Below are 17,134 nucleotides of genomic sequence, written 5' to 3'. Positions count from 1 at the left end.
GTTAGAAGCCGATTCTGATGCCGGCGATGTAGGTCCGGGAGCTGGGAAAGGCATTGTAGTCCGTGTTCAGGCTCAGGTTGGAGTTACCGAAGGAGTTCACCTCGGGGTCGTAGCCGGTGTATTTGGTGAGGGTAATCAGGTTCTGACCAGTCACGTAGATGCTGGCCGATTTCACCGTTTTGCCCATGCCCGCCGGCACCGGAATGGTGTAGCTGATGGTGGCCGTTTTCAGGCGCACAAAGCTGCCGTCTTCCACCACATCGCTCGTGATGCCGGTTTGGCGGCGCAGCACGCTGTTAGCCTTGGGAATGGTGTTGCTGGTGCCGGGGCCGGTCCAGCGGTCCAGCACAGCTATCACCTTGTTGGGGGCCACAAACCCCGATTCCAGCTCGTAGCGGTTCAGGTTGAGCACGCTGCTGCCCTGCACGCCCTGGATGAACACGCTCAGGCTCAGCCCCCCGAAGGTGAAGTTGTTGGTGACGCCATAGATGAACTTGGGCTGGGCCTGGCCCACGATAACGCGGTCGCCGGCATCGATGCGCTTGTTGCCGTTGTTGTCGGCGTAGCGGGGGTCGCCGGGGCGCACTTTGTCGGTGATGCCGCTCTCGGTGATTTCCTGCTGGGTTTGCCAGATGCCCTGAAATTGGTAGCCGTAGAAGGCTCCAATGGGCTCGCCCACGCGCAGAATGCCGGTGTTGCCGGCCGCGCCCGGAAACACGCTGCCGCTCGACTGCCCCACGAACCGCTCGTATTCGCCGTTCAGGTCCAGCACTTTGTTGCGGTTCAGCGAGAAGTTCAGGTTGGTTTTCCAGCCGAAGCGGGCACCCTCCACGTTCACCGTGTTCACACCCAGCTCGAAGCCCTTGTTCTGCACGCTGCCCGAGTTGAGCAGGATGCTGGAGAAGCCCGAGGTTTGCGGAATGGACACCTGCAGCAGCAAGTCGCTGGTTTTCTTGTAGTAATAATCAGCCGTGAGCAAAATCCGGTTTTTCAGGAAGCCAATGTCGATGCCCACGTCGGTCGAGGCCGTCGATTCCCAGGTCAGGTCGGGGTTGGGAATATTGGCCGCCGTGAGGCCCACCAAACGGGTGGTGCCGGCCGTGTACGGGTTGAGGCCGTAGCGGGCCAGCGACTGATAGGAGCCGATTTCCTGGTTGCCGGTCACGCCGTAGCTGGCCCGCACCTTCAGGTCCGTGAACACGGGCATCGCCTTCATAAAGTTCTCGTCGATAACCCGGTAAGCCACCGCCGCCGACGGAAAGTAGCCCCACTTGTTATTGGTACCGAAGCGCGACGAGCCATCGGCCCGCATCGTGAACGTGAACAGGTATTTCTCCATGAGCCGGTAGTTCACCCGCCCGAAGTACGAGGCCAGCGTGTTGGAATTGCGGCCCGAACCCGGCGTCAGCACATTGCCCCCAATGCCCAGGTTGTCATTACTCAAGGCATTGGTAAACAGGTTGCTGACCGAAGCATTGTAGCGGTCGAAGTTGAATTCCTGAAACGTGAGGCCGGTCACCACGTTCAGGGCGTTGTTTTCGTTGAGCTTGCGGTCGTAGGTCAGCGTGTTCTCGTTCAGCCAGCTGTAGCTCGTGGAGGAACTTTTGGAGGCGAAACCGTTGGTATTCGCCCCCTGGTACACCGTGGAGGGGATGTACTGGTCGGCCACGTTGTTGTTGATGTCGGTGCCGCCGGCCAGGCGCAGCTTCAGGCCGGGCAGTATTTCGTAGGTGGCGGCCACGTTCAGCAGGCCGCGCAGCACGGTTACCTCGTTGCGCACCTGCTCGGCGTAGGCCACCGGGTTGCCGCCGATTTCCACGTAGGGCTGGGGCTGGTTATCGAGGGTGTAGTTGCCGCTGGCGTCGCGCACGGGCACGGCCGGGTTGAAGCGCAGGGCGTCGAGCACGGTACCGCCGTTGCTGCCGCCGTCGGTGTTCACGTTGGCCCGCTGCTGCCTGGTGCGCGAGAGCTGGCTGGTAAAGCTGAAATTGACCTTCTCGCTCACCTTCCGGTCCAGGTTCAGGCGCACCGAAGCCCGCTTGAAGCCCGAGTTGATGATGATGCCCTGCTGGTCGAAGTAGTTGAAGCTCATGTTATAGCGCGTGGCATCAGTGCCCCCGCTAAAGCCCAGCTGGTAGTTGTTCATGGGCGCGGTGCGGAAAATCTCCTTCTGCCAGTTGGTGCCTTCGCCCAGGGCGGCAATCTGCTCCGGGGTGTAGGGCAGGGCGCGGGGCGAGGTATTTTCGGCGTTGTTCAGGGTCTGCACCTCGTTGAGGTAGGTGGCAAACTGGGTGGCGTTCAGCAGCTCGTAGGGCTTGCGCACGATGTTCACGCCGGTGTAGGCCTCAAAGTCGATGACGTTGCGGCCGGCCTTGCCCTTTTTGGTGGTCACAATCACCACGCCATTGGCCCCGCGCGAGCCGTAGATGGCCGTAGCCGAAGCGTCCTTCAGCACCTCAATGCTCTCGATATCGGAGGGGTTGATGGAGTTCAAATCGCCCGCGCCGGGGAAGCCGTCAATCACAAACAGCGGCTCGTTGCCGGAGTTGATGGAATTGGTGCCCCGGATGCGGATGGACAAGCCGCCGCCGGGCTCGGAGTTGGTTTGCGTCACCTGCACGCCGCTCACGCGGCCCTGCAAAATCTGCTCGGGCCGGCTGATGGGCACCTCGGCCACCTGCGCGGCCGAGATGGAGGCCACCGAGCCGGTCAGGTCCTGCCGGCGCTGGGTGCCGTAGCCCACCACCACCACGTCGTTGAGGCTGGTGCTCTTCTCCGTGAGCCGCACCGGCTCCACGGTCGAGCTGCTGCCCACGCGCACTTCCACGGTTTCGAAACCGACAAAAGAATAGACCAACACGGCCTCGTTGCCTGCCACCGGCAGGCTAAACGTACCGTCGCCACCGGTGGCGGTGCCCACGTTGGTGCCTTTCACCAGCACCGACACGCCGGGCAGGGGCGAGCGGTCGGCGGCGCTCAGGACCGTGCCGGTCACCTGCCGGGTCTGGGCCTGCGCCGTAAGGGCCGCCGTTGCGGCCAGTGGTATTAGTAAAAGAGTACTGGTTCGCATAGGCCAAGGTGGGAATTGTATCAGGGAGGTTAACTCCCTGTAAACATGCGGCTATTATCCATTTTAACCTACGCTTTTTTACGTAAACGTTTGCAGTAAAACCCCCAGGCGCGGGCTGTGGGCCTAATACCGGCACCACAACTATTAATCCCTCAAAACCAGCCGGTAGCAGCAATCATAAGGATTAGCCAAGACCTGAGAAACTGCTGCAGAAGCCGGTGCCCGCGATGGATTGCGATTCATTGCCAGCCAGCGCCCAAACCACCCGGCAATTTGCGGTGCAATGGCAACCAAATACTCAGCTGGACGACAAAGCAGGCTCAAACGAAAAGAGCCAACTGCTAAATGCAGTTGGCTCTTTTCGTTTGAATAATCCCGTTCTGGCCGCGTGCTATGCCTTCGCGCGCCGTCCTTCCAGAATGCGGAAGAACGAGCGGGTCTGCACCTCTTCCAGGGTGAGGCCGGTGGCCAGTATTTCCTCTTCCGAAATCGCGCCGCAGTTCAGGGCTTTGAGGAAGAAGTTGAGCAGGCCCTGACCGGTGGCGGCGTCGTCGAAAATGTCGCCGGTGAGCGTGGAGATGGCGGCGCGCTCCACGAAGGTTTTCAGGCGGAAAACGGCGTCGTCGTAGCTGCTCAGGAAGAAGTTGTAGGTAGCGGCGTAGCGCATGGGCAGCTGGGCGGGGTTCAGGTCCCAGCCCTGGTAGAAGCCGTTGATGAGCGAGTGCGTGGTGTGGTCGTAAGCCTGGCGCCAGGCGTTGTGCACCGACTCGCGGTTTTCGCGCAGCTGGGCAAACGTCAGGTTGTCGCCGCGGTGCGGACCGATGGGCATCACGTTGGTAGCGCCATCTGAGAGCCAGATGCCGGTGCTGCCGAGGGCCACTTTGGTCATGTGGTGGGCGAAGTCGTTCACGGGGTGGCCCATGGTCTGATACTTGGCCGTGATGCCGCAGCTGGCCGTGTAGTCGTAGGTGCCGAAGTGGGCCGCGATGCAGCGCCCCTCGCTGGCCCGGATGATGCGCATGAGCGGGTTGCGCCCTTCTTCGTCCATGATAATCTGGGTGGCCTCCACCATCGTTTCCATTTTGAGGGTGCCGGGTGCCAGGCCGTTGGCCTGCTCCAGCAGCTCGAATAGGCGCACCAGGGTAGTCATCTGCTCGGGGATGGTCACCTTAGGCAGCATCACCACAAAATTGGCGGGCAGCTTGCCGCCGGTTTCGGCCAGCAGCGTGGTCAGGAAAATGTCCAGCGTGCGCACGCCGCGCGCCTTCAGGTCTTCGGTGAAGGGCTTGATGCGAATGCCGATAAACGGCGAAAGCGTACCCTGCGTCATGCCCTTGACTACTTCCTGGGCGGCGCGCACAGCAGTTTCGTCCTCCTCGGCATCGGGCCGGTTGCCGAAGCCGTCTTCGAAGTCGATGCGGAAGTCTTCCACGGCCTCGCACTTCAGCTTCGCCACAATCTTGTTGTACACCGAATAGGCCAACCAGGCGGGCTCCTGCTTGCGGTCCTCCGGGCTCATCGCATCGAGCTTGGCCGTGAGGGCGGCTATGTCGGCCTCAAGGTGCGGCAGGTGCTCGTGGTTTTTAAACTGGAGCACGCGGGCCAGCTCCACGAAGTTGGGGGCGTAGGTGAGCAGGTTCTGGAGGGCGATGTCGCCGATTTTCACGCAGGTATCGGCCTTGAAGAGGTTGGCGCCGCCGTACACGGTGTGCACGGGCTGGCGGTCGGGCCGGTCGCCGGGGTAGGTTTTCTGGAATTGAATATTGGCCGTGCCCAGCTCATCGAGCAGGGCGGCTTTGTCGGATTCGGGTAAGCTGAGTTTCATGGTGGGAATCTGGTTGTTCGTTGTCAGTTTTCGGTTGTCAGGTGCGCCCAACCTGAACGTCATGCCGAGCGCAGCCGAGGCATCTCGCTTGCAGCAGTAATCAATGGTATTGCAACGAAGCGAGCGAGATGCCTCGGCTGCGCTCGGCATGACGCGGGTTCCTGGTATGCTCGGCATGACGTTCTATCACGACCCGCGATAAGTGGAATACCCAAACGGGTTCAGCAGCAGCGGCACATGGTAATGCTCATTACCAGTCACGTTAAAAACGATTTCCACGAAGGGATAAAAATTCGCGGTGCCGTCCTGCGCGAAATATTCCTGGGTCTCGAATTTCATTTTATAAACGCCGGGTTCCAACTGCTTTTCCTTCGGCAATAAATCGGGAATCCGACCATCGGAGTTTGTCACCCCGGCCGCAATTTCCTGCCAATAATCACCGACCTGCTGCCACAGGGCAATAGCCACGCCCACAGCGGGTTTGCCTTTCGTCGTATCGAGAATATGAGTGGTTATCTGGCTCATGCGGCAAGGAGTTTTTCGAGACGAATACGGGTAATTTTATCCTGTTCGCCGGCGGCAATTAAAATTTCATCTTCCGACTTATTAGTTAGCCGGGCTTGCAGCAATGCCAGCATTTCTTCGGCCGATTTGCCGGTGGCGCACACAATAAATATGTAACCGAATTTCTTTTCGTACGCGGCATTTCCGGCGGCTAGTGCTTCCAGCGTTTCCTGCGAAGCCTGTTTCACCGAAGCCTGCTCGCCCTCGGCCCAGGTGCTGGTGCTGGCGAATTTGGCGCGCAGGGCTTCCACATCGCCGCCAATTTTAGGGTGGTGGGTGAAGGCTTCGCGCCAGTCGGCTTCGCTTAGTTTATTCCATTGGGTTTTGGCTTCGTCCATCAACGTTTCCACGTCGGAGATGGGGAAGGCGGCGAGCATGTTTTCGACCCACGCGGTGGAGCCGCAGCAGGTTTGCAGGGCGGCGGCGAGGGCGGGCTTGGGGAGGTGGTTAAGTTCGGGGAGGGTCATGCTTGGTTCTTTTTGTCGTCGCGGTATAGCTCAGGGTGGGCGCTGGTGCGCGACATAAATTCAATGGTGCCTTTGCCTCGGCGAGCTTTCTCGGCGAAGGCAATACCAACCCCGATGCCCAGCAGCGCTAGGATGCCGCCCCCGACCACGCCCCAGCCGCTACGGAAATTCAGCCAGAGCAGCAGGCCGAGGAAGCTGCCAATCAGGGCCGGGGCGATGAAGAGCTGCAGCCACGCCAGCGACGAAAGTAACTGCTCGATGAGTTTCATGGGTTGCTTGTTCTGGCGGGTCACCTCACCCCCTGACCCCCTCTCCCGCGGAGAGGGGGCACCGGTTCTGCGCTTGTAGCACATGCTTTAGCTTGTACCGGGACCGCGCAACGATGCACAAGCTAAAGCATGTGCTACAAACCGTCAGGCTCTCCCTCTCCGCGGGAGAGGGGGCCGGGGGGTGAGGTGACGCCTACCGCACCGTCGGGAACCGATTCACGTTCTTATAATAGATATACACCGACGGCTCCTGCCCCATGGCTGTGGCCCACTGCTGGCAATACGGGGCCATCCAGATGGAATCGCCCTTTTTTACCGGGTACCAGCACTGGTCGAGCATGTAGATGGCCTGGCCTTCGAGGTACATCAGGCCGTGTTCCATGATGTGCGTTTCCACCATGGGCAGGTTGCCGCCAATGCCGTAGGTGAAGATGTTCACGGCCATGTCGAAGCCCAGCTCATTCGGCAGCAGCTCCTGGATGCGCAGGGCCTCGTCGTTCATGTACACGGGTGCTTTGCTCAGGTCGCGCTCGCCCCAATGAATGCTGGGCGTGGCCTGGTCCGCCAGGGGCTCATACACCTTGTGGAACGTGAGAATCTTCGTATCGGGCGCGGCATTGGCGAAGCCATACGCCTGCCCTACGGGCACATACACGTACTGACCGGCCGTCAGAATCCGGGTTTCGCCGCCCACGGCTGCCTGGCATTCGCCCTCCACCACGTAGAAGAAAATCTGCGAAGCCTCGGTTTTGCCCAGCAGCTGGCCGCCGGCGCTGAGGGTAACGAGGGTCTGACACAAATGCGCGCCCATCTGCTCATTGATGATGACGTTGACGGTGCAGCCAGTCCAGCCGGGCACGTTGCTGTTGATGTAGCCGTCGGGGGCGATGATGGCGTGGTTGCGCTTCGTAACCGAACGCGTCAGGGCAGACATTTCCATAAATGGAATTAAAAACTAAAAATGAAGAATTAAAAATTACTTGAGAAATATTCTGAGCATTATCAGCCCATTTTTAATTCTTCATTTTTAATTTTTAATTCATTTAAAAACCGTTCGGCCACCTCAACTGCGGCGGCCAAATCGGGCATTTCCACGTCCTCCAGCGGGTTGTGGCTGATGCCTTTGTAGCAGCGAATAAACAGCATGGTGGCCGGTGCCACGAACGATACGGGCACGGCATCGTGGCCGGCACCGCTCACCAGCGAGATGGTTTCGTAGCCGGCATCGGCAATGGCCCGGGCCAGCAGGGTGTTCAGATGGCCATCGCAGGCCACGGGCGCGGTTTGCTGCACCAGCTTCCACTCCAGCGCCACGTTGCGCTGCAGGGCCAGGGCCTCGGCGTGGCTGTGCAGGAAATCGTAGGCCTGGGCCAGCTGCTGCTCGTCGGGGCTGCGCAGGTCGAGGCTGCACGTTACCGCGCCGGGAATTACGTTGCTGGCCGCGTGGCTGATGGCCAGCTTGCCCACCGTGGCCACCAGACCCCGGCCGTGCACCTGCGCAAACTGCTCGGCGATGAGCACAAACTCGGCGGCGGCGCACAGAGCATCCTGGCGCATGGCCATGGGCACAGTGCCGGCGTGGCCGGCCATGCCCGTAAAGGTCAGCTCGACGCGCCGCTGGCCGGCAATGGCCGTCACCAGCGCCACCGGCACGTTGCGCTCCCAGAGCACCGGGCCCTGCTCAATGTGCAGCTCGAAATAGCCCAGCCACTCGGCGGCCGGAATGGCATCCAACGAAAGCTGCGAGGCATTGCCGCCCATGGCTTCCAGCGCCTGGTCGAGGGAGATGCCCGCCTCGTCACACCGGCCCAGCAGGGCGTGGTCGAAGGCCCCGGTCACCACCTGGCTGCCCAGGTAGGTAGTGTGGAAGCGCACGCCTTCCTCGTCGCTGAAGGCAATGAGTTCGATATGAAACGGCAGCTCGGCTTTCTGCGCCAGCAGGTTTTCCAGCAAATCGAGGCCCATGAGCACGCCTAGCGGGCCATCGAATTTACCGGCGTTCACCACGGTATCAATGTGCGAGGCCAGCACGAAGGTTTTGGCGTCGCGGTTCGGGCTTTCCAGCCGGGCGCGCAGGTTGCCGATGCCGTCGACGCGGGTGGGCAGGCCGGCAGCTTCAAACCAGCTTTGCACCAGGGCGCGGCCCTCCAGGAAGGCGGGCGTGCCAAAGGTGCGCGTCACGCCATCGGCGTCTTCGCTGATGGCCGCCAGCTCCTGGATGCGCCGCATAATCTGCTCGGCGCGGGCTGTGTATTCGTGCTGCATTCCGCTACCGGATTAAAAACTGGCCGTGGTTGAGATGAGTGAAATCGGGACGCTGAAAAACCTGCTCGCCCATGAGAAAAGTTAATTCCACCACGCCCGCCAATTCCTGGCAAATGTAAGGCGACACTTTGTGTTTGTGCTGAATCAGCTCCTCGCTCACCACAAAGGTCATTTCGGGGTCAAAAACGATTAAATCGGCGTCGAAGCCGGGCGCAATCCGGCCCTTTTTCTCGCTTTGGCCCGCCAGCTTCGCCGGGTTGGCGCTCAGCCAGCGGGCCATGTCGCTCAGGCTGGCCCCGCGCGGCCGGGCGGCCGTCCAGAGCACCGGCAGGGCCAGCTGCAGCGAGGCAATGCCGCCCCAGGCAGTGGTAAAGTCGCCGCTTTCGAGCTGCTTCAAATCAGGCGGCGCGGGCGAATGGTCGGTGGCCACGAAGTCGATTATGCCGGCCTGCAAGGCAGCCCACAGCTGCTCGTTGTTGGCCCGCTCGCGGATGGGCGGGGCGCACTTAAACTGCGTCTGGCCGTCGGCAATGTCTTCGGCGTTGAAATAGAGGTAGTGCTGGCCGGTTTCCACCGTTAGCGGCAAGCCCCGGGCCTTGGCGACAGCAATGGGCGCAATGGAATCGGCCGACGACAGATGCACGATGTGCACCGGGCAGTCGAACTCCTCGCACAGGCGAATCATCATATTCACAGCATCATCCTCCCACTTTTTGGGGCGCGAGGCCAGGTAGTTGGGGTACGAGCGGTGGTCGTTTTTCTTCCAGTCGTCATTGTCTTCGGATAACTCGCAGTGCACCAGCAGCGGCAGCCTGTGCCGCGCCAAAATCGGCATCACGCGCCGCAAATCATCCTCCGTGGCATTGGGAAAATCGTCAATCCCGGAGTGCGTGAGAAACGCTTTAAAGCCCAGTACGCCGGCCGCAATCAGCGGCTCAATATCGGCCGCATTGCCCGGCACCACGCCACCCCAGAAGCCCACGTTGCAGTGCAGCTGGCCCTTGGTAGCAGCTTTTTTAAGCTCCAGATTGGCTACCGATGTCGTGACCGGCGCAGAATTCAGCGGCATATCGACCAAGCTAGTGAGGCCGCCGGCCAGCGCGGCGCGGGTAGCCGTGTCGAAGCCCTCCCAGTCGGTGCGGCCCGGCTCGTTGATGTGCACGTGCGGGTCAATCACGCCGGGCAGCACGGCGCGGTGGCCCACGTCGAGCACCGAATCGGCCGCGATTTCGGCCTCGTAGGGCAGCAGGGCGCTGATGCGGCCGTTTTCGATGAGGATGGTGGCGGCGCGCTCGCCCTCGGGTGTGACCACGCGTTGACTGCGCAAAGCAAGAGTTGACATAGTAGCGGAATTTGGCGCTAAATTGGGGGCTTTTTCCCGGTTTAATTAATTAGAACATTAGGCTAGTCGTTCGCCCGGCGCAACCTCACCCCCGGCCCCTCTCCAAAAGAGAGGGGAGCCTGACGATTTTCGTCTGGAGCAAGACCGGTGCCCCCTTTTTTTTGGAGCGGGGCCGGGGGTGAGGTTGACGGTGAAGGGCGAAGCGGTAGAGAGGCTTCGGCTACGCGGACGCCAGATTAGGCATGACGTTCTGAATAATTTACATCCTCCCCTCCTACCCCAAAACTCCCCATTACCCGCCTACCCCTATGATTCAATACGTTACCCTGTTTGCCCTGCTGCTCACGTTTTTGCTGCTGCTGGGTGTCATCTTCGCCTTGCAGCGGGTGGCTAAAACCCGGCCCGATGGCGGCGTGGTGGGCGAGAATGGCTCGACGCTGGCCGGCTACTCCTACCTGCTGATGCTGCTGGCGGTGCTGGCCGCCGTGGGCACGGCCTGGGTGCTGGCCCGCGACACGCCCTGGGCCGGCCACATTCTGGAGTGGCTCAACATCGTGGTGCGCCTCATGCACATCACCTTCGGCATTGCCTGGATTGGGGCTTCGTTCTACTTCGTGTTTCTCGAAAACGCCCTCAACCGCACCGAAAACGTGCGCGACGAGCTGGCCGGCAACCTCTGGGCCGTGCACGGCGGCGGGTTTTATTACCTGGAGAAGTATAAGTCGGCCCCCAAGGTTATTCCCAAAAACCTGCACTGGTTTAAGTACGAGGCCTATTTCACCTGGCTGTCGGGGTTCAGCCTGCTGTTCGTGGTGTACTATTTCAACGCCAGCTCGATGCTGATTGACCCGCGCGTGCTGGATATTTCGCCGCTGGCAGGCGTGGGCCTCGGGGTAGGTTCGTTTGTGGTGGCCTGGCTGATTTACGATGGACTGAGCCGCACGGCGCTCGTGCGCAGCAAGTGGTTTATGGTCGTTGGGTTTATTGTTGCCACGGCGTTTGCGTTTTTCTATGCGCAGGTGTTCAGCGCCCGGGCGGCCTACCTGCACTTCGGGGCCATGCTGGGCACGCTGATGGTGGGCAACGTGTACTTCACCATTATTCCGGCCCAAAAAGCCATGGTGAAGGCGGCCACCGAAGGCACACCCCTCGACCCGCAGCTGGGCAAAAATGCCCTGGCGCGCTCGCTGCACAACAACTACTTCACGCTGCCCGTGCTGTTTGTGATGGTGAGCAACCACTTTCCCAGCACCTTCGGGCACGCCTATCCGTGGGCCATTCTGGCGGCCATCACGCTGGGCACGGCCGGCGTGAAGCACTGGCTGAACCTGCGCGAAAAGCACCAGACCGACTCGGCCGTGTGGGTGCTGCCCGCCGCCGTGGCCCTGCTGCTGGCGGTGGTGTTCGTGACGGCCCCGCCCGCGCAGTCGGGCAGCGCGGCCGGCGGCAGCGCCTGCACCCAGCAGGTGAGCATAAGCCAGGTGAACATGATTGTGCAAAAACGCTGCATCCAGTGCCACTCAAAGAATCCGACCGATGACGTCTTCAAGTCGCCCCCCAACGGCGTGGTCTACGACACGCCGGAGGATATTATCCGCCTCAAGGATAAAATCATGCAGCGCGTGGTGGTAACCAAGACGATGCCCCAGAACAACAAAACCCAGATTACCCAGGAAGAGCGCGACCTGATTGGATGCTGGATTAATCAGGGGGCGCTGAATAAATAATATGCCCGCCTCTCCCCGCGACCTGCCCGTCTGGACCCTTGCTGCCGCCTGCCTGCGGGCCGGCACGCCCGTGGCCCTGCTGGCCGTGCTGCGCAGCGAGGGCAGCAGCCCCGGCCGCCAGGGCTTCAAAATGGCCGTGACGGCCGACACCGTGGCCGGCTCCATTGGCGGGGGCATTATGGAGCACAAGTGGGTGGAGCTGGCCCGCCAGCGCCTGCAATCCGGCGATGCTACGCCCCTGCTGCGGCCCCAGGTGCACCGCCGGGAAGCGCCCGCCGACCGCTCCGGTATGATGTGCTCGGGCGAGCAGGACGTGCTGCTCTGGCCACTGCGGCCCACTGATTTAGACGCCGTAACAGCCATCGAAATCGCTTTGCAGTCGCTCGGCGGGGGCTTTCTGGAATGGAGCGCGGCAAACGGGCTCCGGTTTCTGCTGCCCGCAACTGTCGCGACTGATGGAGCGGCCACTGTGGCGGCAACCGACTTGGCCGGCTTCTGTGACTACCTGGCGGGCGCGGCGTGGTGCTACCGCGAGCGGCTGGGCTTCCGCGACCAGCTCACCATTGTGGGCGGCGGCCACGTCAGCCTAGCGCTTTCCAACGTGGCGGCCGCGCTGGACTTTGAGCTGACCGTGCTCGACGACCGGCTCGACCTGCCCACGCTCGACAGCAACCACGCGGCCCACCACCGCCGCGTTATCGACTACGAAAAAGTGGCCGCCGAAATCCCCGCCGGCCCGCACCGCTACGTGGTAGTGATGACCGTGGGCTACCGCACCGATGCCGTGGTGCTGCGCCACCTGCTGCACCACGCCCAGCAGGGTCGTACCCGGCAGGGCCACCCCTACCGCTACCTGGGCGTGATGGGCAGCACCGTGAAGGTGGCGGAGCTGCGCCGGGGCCTGCGGGAAGCCGGATTTTCAGAAACGGAGATTGCGCGGCTGCGCGGCCCCATCGGCCTGCCCATCCAGAGCCAGACCCCCGAGGAAATTGCCATCAGCATCGCCGCCGAACTGATTCAGGCACGGCGTAGCGCGGACTTGTAGTCCGCAGGTCATCATGCAGGGCGTTTAGAATCTGTTTGTGTCTCCTCGTTGAACGGCAGGCGACTAACCGGCGCGGCTTTCCTTCAACGACAAGACGCAAAGATGCGTCTCTACACCGTTTCAGCGGTGTTCTTCGCTAACTTAAAACAGCTCCTTAGCCTATTCGTGGACTAAAAGTCCGCGCTACCGCTCCGTGTCGCTGGCGCCGTTACCGCCCATGTTGCCGTTGGCAAACTCCTCGGTGAAAATGCGATAGCGGTCCAGGATGGAGCGCACGGAGCGGCGGAGCACGACTTCGCCCATGGGGCCTTCGGGCACGGTCACGCCAGAGGCGTAGCCATTCCAGACGGCGCGGTTGGTTTTTACGTCGATGAGGGTAACCAGGAGGGTGCCTTCGGCCAGCAGCAGGCGAATGGGCTCGTAGCCCTGGCGGTCTTCCCGGGGGGTGTCGTCGGTTTCCTCGATGTTGCGTTTAATCCACTGGCTGAGGTCTTCCTGCTGGAAACCATGGAATTTCATGTCGCCCTGGTACAGCCGGAAGTTCACCAGCATATCGGGGCGGCGCTTGGCCCGGCGGTAGCCCTGGGCCAGGAAGCGCTGCTGAATGGCTTCGCGCACGGATTCGCCCAGGCTGCTGGTGTCGGAGGTGAGGCCGGTGCCAGTCACGAAATCGTAGGTGCGGTAGTGGCGAAAATTGCCCCGGTAGCTATAATCCGAATCTACCCGGGCTTCGCGGGTGGTCATGCAGCCCGTCAGGGCCAGCAAAACGAGCATCAATAAGGTAATAGTAGGCTTCATACGTAAGGGAATTCTCGATGGGCGATGGAACTACCAATTTACGAAACCTTAGGCACTTAGGGGTTTAAGACAGGCGAAAAAGTTATGATTATTCGCCTCACGACCTGCCAGCCGCGATTATCGCCCGTCGGTAGCTTCCGGCAGGCGCCCCCCGGCGCACCCCCCACCCCCGGACGGCCCTATTTCGGCCGAGCTACTTCCTCAAACGGCCAACTGCCAACCCCAAAACCGGGCTTCCGCGCCAAACGAGGGCCGCAGGATTTTGGAACACCCCAGGGGGACCGGCACTTTCACCAGCGGCAGCGCATCAGGTGCCCTGGCCCGGGCAAATAGCCGAGGGGCGAATGTGCTGGCGGGACCGGCTCAGCACGGGGCGCTTGGCCTTGCCCTTGGCCCCGCCGCCGCTGAAGCTAATGGTCCAGATGCTGTCGAAATCGGTATCGGGCCAGTCCGACACGTCTTCGAGGCCCAAATCCTGCGCAATTTCCACGATGCTGTTGTGCTCCCACACCACCAGCACGGTGCCCCGGAGCTGGCGCAGCTGCCGGGCAAATGCCTTGGTGTTGGCCACCATAAAGTCGCTGTTGATGGTGAGGTTGTGCTGCACGGCGTAGGGCATCACGGTTTGCAGCATCCGCACGCGGGTGGTGTCCTTGTCGTTGGTGCCGATGACGGGCACGAAGGTGAGGTTGGGCGGCGACGGCATCAGCTGGTTGAGGACGGCGGGCAGGGCCAGCGCCCGGTTGAGGCCGGCGCAGGAAAGGTTATCGCCCTCGGCAGGCTTCTCGCCGTGCCGGATGATGACGATGCGCAACACGGATGCGGGCGGAACAACGGGCGCTTTAGGCGCAAACGGCGGAAGTTTGGAAACCAGATACAGCCGGGCCCTATCAGAGTCAGTAAGTTTTGGCATGGTGAAGAAGCATAAGGAAGAACGGCTGATTGGGCCGGCCGCAAGGTAGCGGACAGGTGGTACCAAGCGCGTTGCAGCGTCAATGGAATGGGCACCGACGCACCCATTTTGCGTTTCGTTGTTGCACAGCTGGCGTTGAACTACCAGAGCCACGTACCCATCCTCTGCCGGGCTGCTGCTATCTATCTTTGGTTTCTATGGGACACCCTGAGCTACAGCCGCACCGCTACACAACGGAGGAATACTTTGCTTTAGAAGCCCAAAGCAACCTGCGCCACGAGTTTTTCGAGGGCGAGGTATTTGCAATGGCGGGTGAGAGCATCGCCCACAATACCATTGCGCAGAACTTTGTGTTGGCGTTGCGCCCGGCCCTGCGCGGCAAACGCTGTCAGGTGATAATGGAAACCGTGCAGCTGGCCGTCGAAGCCAACCGCCACTACACCTACCCTGACATTGTGGTGAGCTGCGACCCGCAGGACCAGCAGGAGAGCCGGCGGCTGCACCACCCGCTGCTCATCGTGGAGGTGCTCTCGCCCTCTACCGAAGCCTACGACCGGGGCCTGAAATTCAATCAGTACAAGAAGCTGCCCTCGCTGCGGCACTACCTGCTGGTATCGCAAAAAACCTGGCTCGTGGAATGGTACCAGCTGAGCGAGCATGGCGTGTGGGGCCACACCGCCCTGGCCGAAGCTGCCGATGCCGTTGTTATCCCGGAGTTGAATCTGATAATGACGCTGGTGCAGATTTACGAGGAAGCGGGCGTAGTGCCGATGGCAGCGGGCTTTTTGGGGGAACAGGAATAATATTTACGGAAACCCAGTAGGGTGCGGGGTTCCCTCCATTCCTACCGGTACCCGGCCGCCTGTAGCTGAAACAGCTCCGCGTAGCGCCCGCCCTTCCCCAGCAACTCTTCGTGGCTGCCAATCTCCACAAACTGCCCGTTTTCGATGACTAGAATACGGTCAGCCATGCGGACGGTGCTGAAGCGGTGGCTGATGAGGACGGCGGTTTTGCCCTGGGTGAGCTCCTTGAAGCGCTGGAATACTTCATACTCGGCGCGGGCGTCGAGGGCGGCCGTGGGCTCGTCGAGGATGAGCAGCTGGGCGTCGCGCATGTAGGCACGGCCGAGGGCAATTTTCTGCCACTCGCCGCCGCTCAAATCCACGCCGCCGTTGAAGCGACGGCCAATCATCTGGTCGTAGCCGCCGGGCAGCTTGGCGATAACGGTATCGGCGAGGCTCTGGTGGGCGGCGGTTTCGATGCGGGGCTGGTTGTCGCGCTCTTCAATGCGGCCCACGGCTAGGTTCTGGCCGGCGGGCAGCTGGAAGCGCACAAAATCCTGGAAGATGACGCCGATTTCCTGGCGCAGCTCGGCCGGGTCGTACTCGCGCAGGTCGTGGCCATCGAGCAGAATGCGGCCCTCGCTGGGGTCGTACAGACGGGCCAATAGCTTGACGAGGGTGGTTTTGCCGGCGCCGTTTTCGCCCACCAGCGCCAGCTTTTCGCCGGCCTGCAGCTTAAAGCTCAGGTTGCGGATGGCCCATTTTGTGCCATTTTTATACTGGAACCCGACGTTTTCAAACTCAAAACCCTGCTGAATGGGCCGGGGGAAGGGTATCGGTCTTTCGCCCGTAAGTTCCTGCCGCACAATGCGCGGCCGCAGGGCAAAGAAATCGAAGAAATCCTGCAGATACAAGGCCCCATCGGCCACGGAGCTGAAGCGGCTGAGGATGCCTTCGAGCAGCGAGCGCAGCCGGGCAAAGGAGCCGGCCAGGAAGGTGAGCTGGCCCAGCGAAATCTGCCCGGCCACGGTGCGGGCAATGATGTAGACGTAGGCCCCGTAGTAGCCGGCCGCGCCGATGCCGGCGAACAGCGCCCCCCAGCCGGCGCGGCGCAGCACGAGGGATTTGTTCTGGCGGTAAAAGTCGTCGGACAGTGCGCGGAAGCGGTCGATGAGGAAGCCGGAGAGGCCAAAAATCTTCACTTCCTTGGCCGTTTCGTCGCTGGCTCCGGTCTGGCGCAGGTAGTCGAGCTCGCGGCGCTCGGGCGTCCAGGAGTGCGAGAGGGAGTAGCTGCGCTCGTTGAAGTGCGACTCGCCCAGGAAGGCCGGCACCACGGCCAGCAGCAGCAGCCCCAGCAGCCAGGGCTGGAAGGCCACCAGCCCGCCGGCCAGCAGCACGAGCGTCACGGCATCCTGGCCCTGGGCCAGCACCTGGCTCATGAGCACGGTGCGCGAGAGGGTTTGGCGGCGGGCACGCTCCAGCTTGTCGTAGAAAGTGCTGTCTTCGAACTGGTCGAGGTCAAGTTCGGCCGCGTGCTCCATGAGACGGATGGAAGACTGGTTGGCGAACAGGTCGCCGAGCAGCGAATCGAGCAGGGCCACGCCGCGCCCCAGGGCATCGGCCAGCAGCACCAGGCCAAACTCCAGCGCCACCAGCGTGAGCACAGGCGTGAGCAGCCGCTCGGGCGCGGGCAGCCGGGTGAGCTGCACCACGGCATCAATAATCAGCTTGCCCACATAGAGCGTGGCCAGCGGCAGAAACGCCCGCACAAGGCGCAGGGCAATATTGGCCAACGCCAGCGCGGGGCTGGTGTGCCAGATGAGCTTCAGAAACGCCGGCAAATGGCGCAAGGCCGATACCCGCTCGCGCACGCTCACGGCGGGCTTTTCGGGGCCGCGCGAGGCGTTGGGGTTCTTGGCGGAAATGGATTTCAGGAATTCAAACATTGCCGGGGTGCGGGCAAGGTTGGGGCCGGGTTTGGGGAGGCGACGTTTTGGCAGGGGACTACAGGGCAATACGAACCTCATACATTCTGTTCATTTTTTCGCCTTCACACCACCTTTTTCC

Annotated in this window: 14 protein-coding genes; 3 read left to right on the top strand and 11 right to left on the bottom strand. The window is 61.5% G+C overall.

What is annotated here, in order from left to right:
- Position 1: 1 nt before the first annotated feature.
- The 8 genes from HBN54_RS19070 to allB all read right to left on the bottom strand — a co-directional run bounded on the left by HBN54_RS19070 (position 2) and on the right by allB (position 9,802).
- A complete protein-coding gene (locus tag HBN54_RS19070; protein WP_168674823.1) occupies positions 2-3,070 on the bottom strand; it encodes a SusC/RagA family TonB-linked outer membrane protein in 3,069 nt (1,022 codons plus the stop codon).
- Between the two features lie 391 nt (positions 3,071-3,461).
- Positions 3,462-4,895 (bottom strand): DUF6986 family protein, encoded by a 1,434-nt coding sequence (locus HBN54_RS19065; RefSeq protein WP_168674822.1) that lies wholly within the window; start codon positions 4,893-4,895, stop codon positions 3,462-3,464.
- 186 nt (positions 4,896-5,081) lie between these two features.
- Positions 5,082-5,420, bottom strand: a complete 339-nt coding sequence (uraH, locus tag HBN54_RS19060) for a hydroxyisourate hydrolase (RefSeq protein WP_168674821.1) — start codon at positions 5,418-5,420, stop codon at positions 5,082-5,084.
- Positions 5,417-5,926, bottom strand: coding sequence for a 2-oxo-4-hydroxy-4-carboxy-5-ureidoimidazoline decarboxylase (gene uraD, locus HBN54_RS19055; protein ID WP_168674820.1), 510 nt, complete (start codon positions 5,924-5,926; stop codon positions 5,417-5,419). The genes uraH and uraD overlap by 4 nt, the downstream gene beginning before the upstream one ends.
- On the bottom strand, positions 5,923-6,195 hold the full coding sequence (locus HBN54_RS19050) for a hypothetical protein (RefSeq protein WP_168674819.1): 273 nt from the start codon (positions 6,193-6,195) through the stop codon (positions 5,923-5,925). Before HBN54_RS19050 ends, uraD begins: the two co-directional genes overlap by 4 nt.
- 193 nt (positions 6,196-6,388) lie before the next feature.
- A complete protein-coding gene (gene allE, locus HBN54_RS19045) occupies positions 6,389-7,135 on the bottom strand; it encodes a (S)-ureidoglycine aminohydrolase (protein WP_168674818.1) in 747 nt (248 codons plus the stop codon).
- Positions 7,136-7,197: 62 nt separating this feature from the next.
- Positions 7,198-8,460, bottom strand: coding sequence for an allantoate amidohydrolase (locus HBN54_RS19040; RefSeq protein WP_168674817.1), 1,263 nt, complete (start codon positions 8,458-8,460; stop codon positions 7,198-7,200).
- 4 nt (positions 8,461-8,464) lie between these two features.
- A complete protein-coding gene (gene allB, locus HBN54_RS19035) occupies positions 8,465-9,802 on the bottom strand; it encodes an allantoinase AllB (protein ID WP_168674816.1) in 1,338 nt (445 codons plus the stop codon).
- A gap of 308 nt (positions 9,803-10,110) precedes the next feature.
- On the opposite strand from allB, the gene HBN54_RS19030 reads away from it, so the two are divergent.
- Positions 10,111-11,529: a urate hydroxylase PuuD gene (locus tag HBN54_RS19030; RefSeq protein ID WP_210428116.1), complete on the top strand. Its 1,419-nt coding sequence runs from the start codon at positions 10,111-10,113 to the stop codon at positions 11,527-11,529.
- Position 11,530: 1 nt separating this feature from the next.
- Positions 11,531-12,574 carry an XdhC family protein gene (locus HBN54_RS19025; RefSeq protein ID WP_168674815.1) on the top strand — a complete coding sequence of 348 codons (1,044 nt, stop codon included), beginning with the start codon at positions 11,531-11,533 and terminating at the stop codon, positions 12,572-12,574.
- A 183-nt stretch (positions 12,575-12,757) separates the two neighbouring features.
- Here HBN54_RS19025 and HBN54_RS19020 read toward each other — a convergent pair whose 3' ends face one another.
- Both HBN54_RS19020 and HBN54_RS19015 read right to left on the bottom strand, forming a co-directional pair.
- A complete protein-coding gene (locus HBN54_RS19020) occupies positions 12,758-13,372 on the bottom strand; it encodes a DUF4136 domain-containing protein (protein ID WP_168674814.1) in 615 nt (204 codons plus the stop codon).
- A gap of 307 nt (positions 13,373-13,679) precedes the next feature.
- The gene (locus tag HBN54_RS19015; protein WP_168674813.1) at positions 13,680-14,285 is read right to left on the bottom strand and encodes a histidine phosphatase family protein; all 606 of its coding nucleotides are present in this window, start codon (positions 14,283-14,285) and stop codon (positions 13,680-13,682) included.
- 197 nt (positions 14,286-14,482) lie between these two features.
- Between HBN54_RS19015 and HBN54_RS19010 the strand changes: the two genes are divergently transcribed.
- The gene (locus HBN54_RS19010) at positions 14,483-15,088 is read left to right on the top strand and encodes a Uma2 family endonuclease (RefSeq protein ID WP_168674812.1); all 606 of its coding nucleotides are present in this window, start codon (positions 14,483-14,485) and stop codon (positions 15,086-15,088) included.
- Between the two features lie 41 nt (positions 15,089-15,129).
- Here the strand turns inward: HBN54_RS19010 and HBN54_RS19005 are convergent, their stop codons facing one another.
- Entirely contained in the window at positions 15,130-17,013 is a 1,884-nt protein-coding gene (locus HBN54_RS19005; RefSeq protein WP_168674811.1) for an ABC transporter ATP-binding protein, read from the bottom strand.
- Between the last annotated feature and the right edge of the window lie 121 nt (positions 17,014-17,134).

Source organism: Hymenobacter artigasi (genome assembly GCF_012275535.1).
Lineage (GTDB): Bacteria > Bacteroidota > Bacteroidia > Cytophagales > Hymenobacteraceae > Hymenobacter > Hymenobacter artigasi.
Note: the sequence above shows the minus strand (reverse complement) of the source record. Positions and strands in the feature narration are given on the sequence as shown.

What these genes read in the sequence shown, in the direction of transcription:
- HBN54_RS19070 (WP_168674823.1), bottom strand. Translation starts at nt 3,070, where the DNA reads ATGCGAACCAGTACTCTTTTACTAATACCACTGGCCGCAACGGCGGCC.
- HBN54_RS19065 (WP_168674822.1), bottom strand. Translation starts at nt 4,895, where the DNA reads ATGAAACTCAGCTTACCCGAATCCGACAAAGCCGCCCTGCTCGATGAG.
- uraH (WP_168674821.1), bottom strand. Translation starts at nt 5,420, where the DNA reads ATGAGCCAGATAACCACTCATATTCTCGATACGACGAAAGGCAAACCC.
- uraD (WP_168674820.1), bottom strand. Translation starts at nt 5,926, where the DNA reads ATGACCCTCCCCGAACTTAACCACCTCCCCAAGCCCGCCCTCGCCGCC.
- HBN54_RS19050 (WP_168674819.1), bottom strand. Translation starts at nt 6,195, where the DNA reads ATGAAACTCATCGAGCAGTTACTTTCGTCGCTGGCGTGGCTGCAGCTC.
- allE (WP_168674818.1), bottom strand. Translation starts at nt 7,135, where the DNA reads ATGGAAATGTCTGCCCTGACGCGTTCGGTTACGAAGCGCAACCACGCC.
- HBN54_RS19040 (WP_168674817.1), bottom strand. Translation starts at nt 8,460, where the DNA reads ATGCAGCACGAATACACAGCCCGCGCCGAGCAGATTATGCGGCGCATC.
- allB (WP_168674816.1), bottom strand. Translation starts at nt 9,802, where the DNA reads ATGTCAACTCTTGCTTTGCGCAGTCAACGCGTGGTCACACCCGAGGGC.
- HBN54_RS19030 (WP_210428116.1), top strand. Translation starts at nt 10,111, where the DNA reads ATGATTCAATACGTTACCCTGTTTGCCCTGCTGCTCACGTTTTTGCTG.
- HBN54_RS19025 (WP_168674815.1), top strand. Translation starts at nt 11,531, where the DNA reads ATGCCCGCCTCTCCCCGCGACCTGCCCGTCTGGACCCTTGCTGCCGCC.
- HBN54_RS19020 (WP_168674814.1), bottom strand. Translation starts at nt 13,372, where the DNA reads ATGAAGCCTACTATTACCTTATTGATGCTCGTTTTGCTGGCCCTGACG.
- HBN54_RS19015 (WP_168674813.1), bottom strand. Translation starts at nt 14,285, where the DNA reads ATGCCAAAACTTACTGACTCTGATAGGGCCCGGCTGTATCTGGTTTCC.
- HBN54_RS19010 (WP_168674812.1), top strand. Translation starts at nt 14,483, where the DNA reads ATGGGACACCCTGAGCTACAGCCGCACCGCTACACAACGGAGGAATAC.
- HBN54_RS19005 (WP_168674811.1), bottom strand. Translation starts at nt 17,013, where the DNA reads ATGTTTGAATTCCTGAAATCCATTTCCGCCAAGAACCCCAACGCCTCG.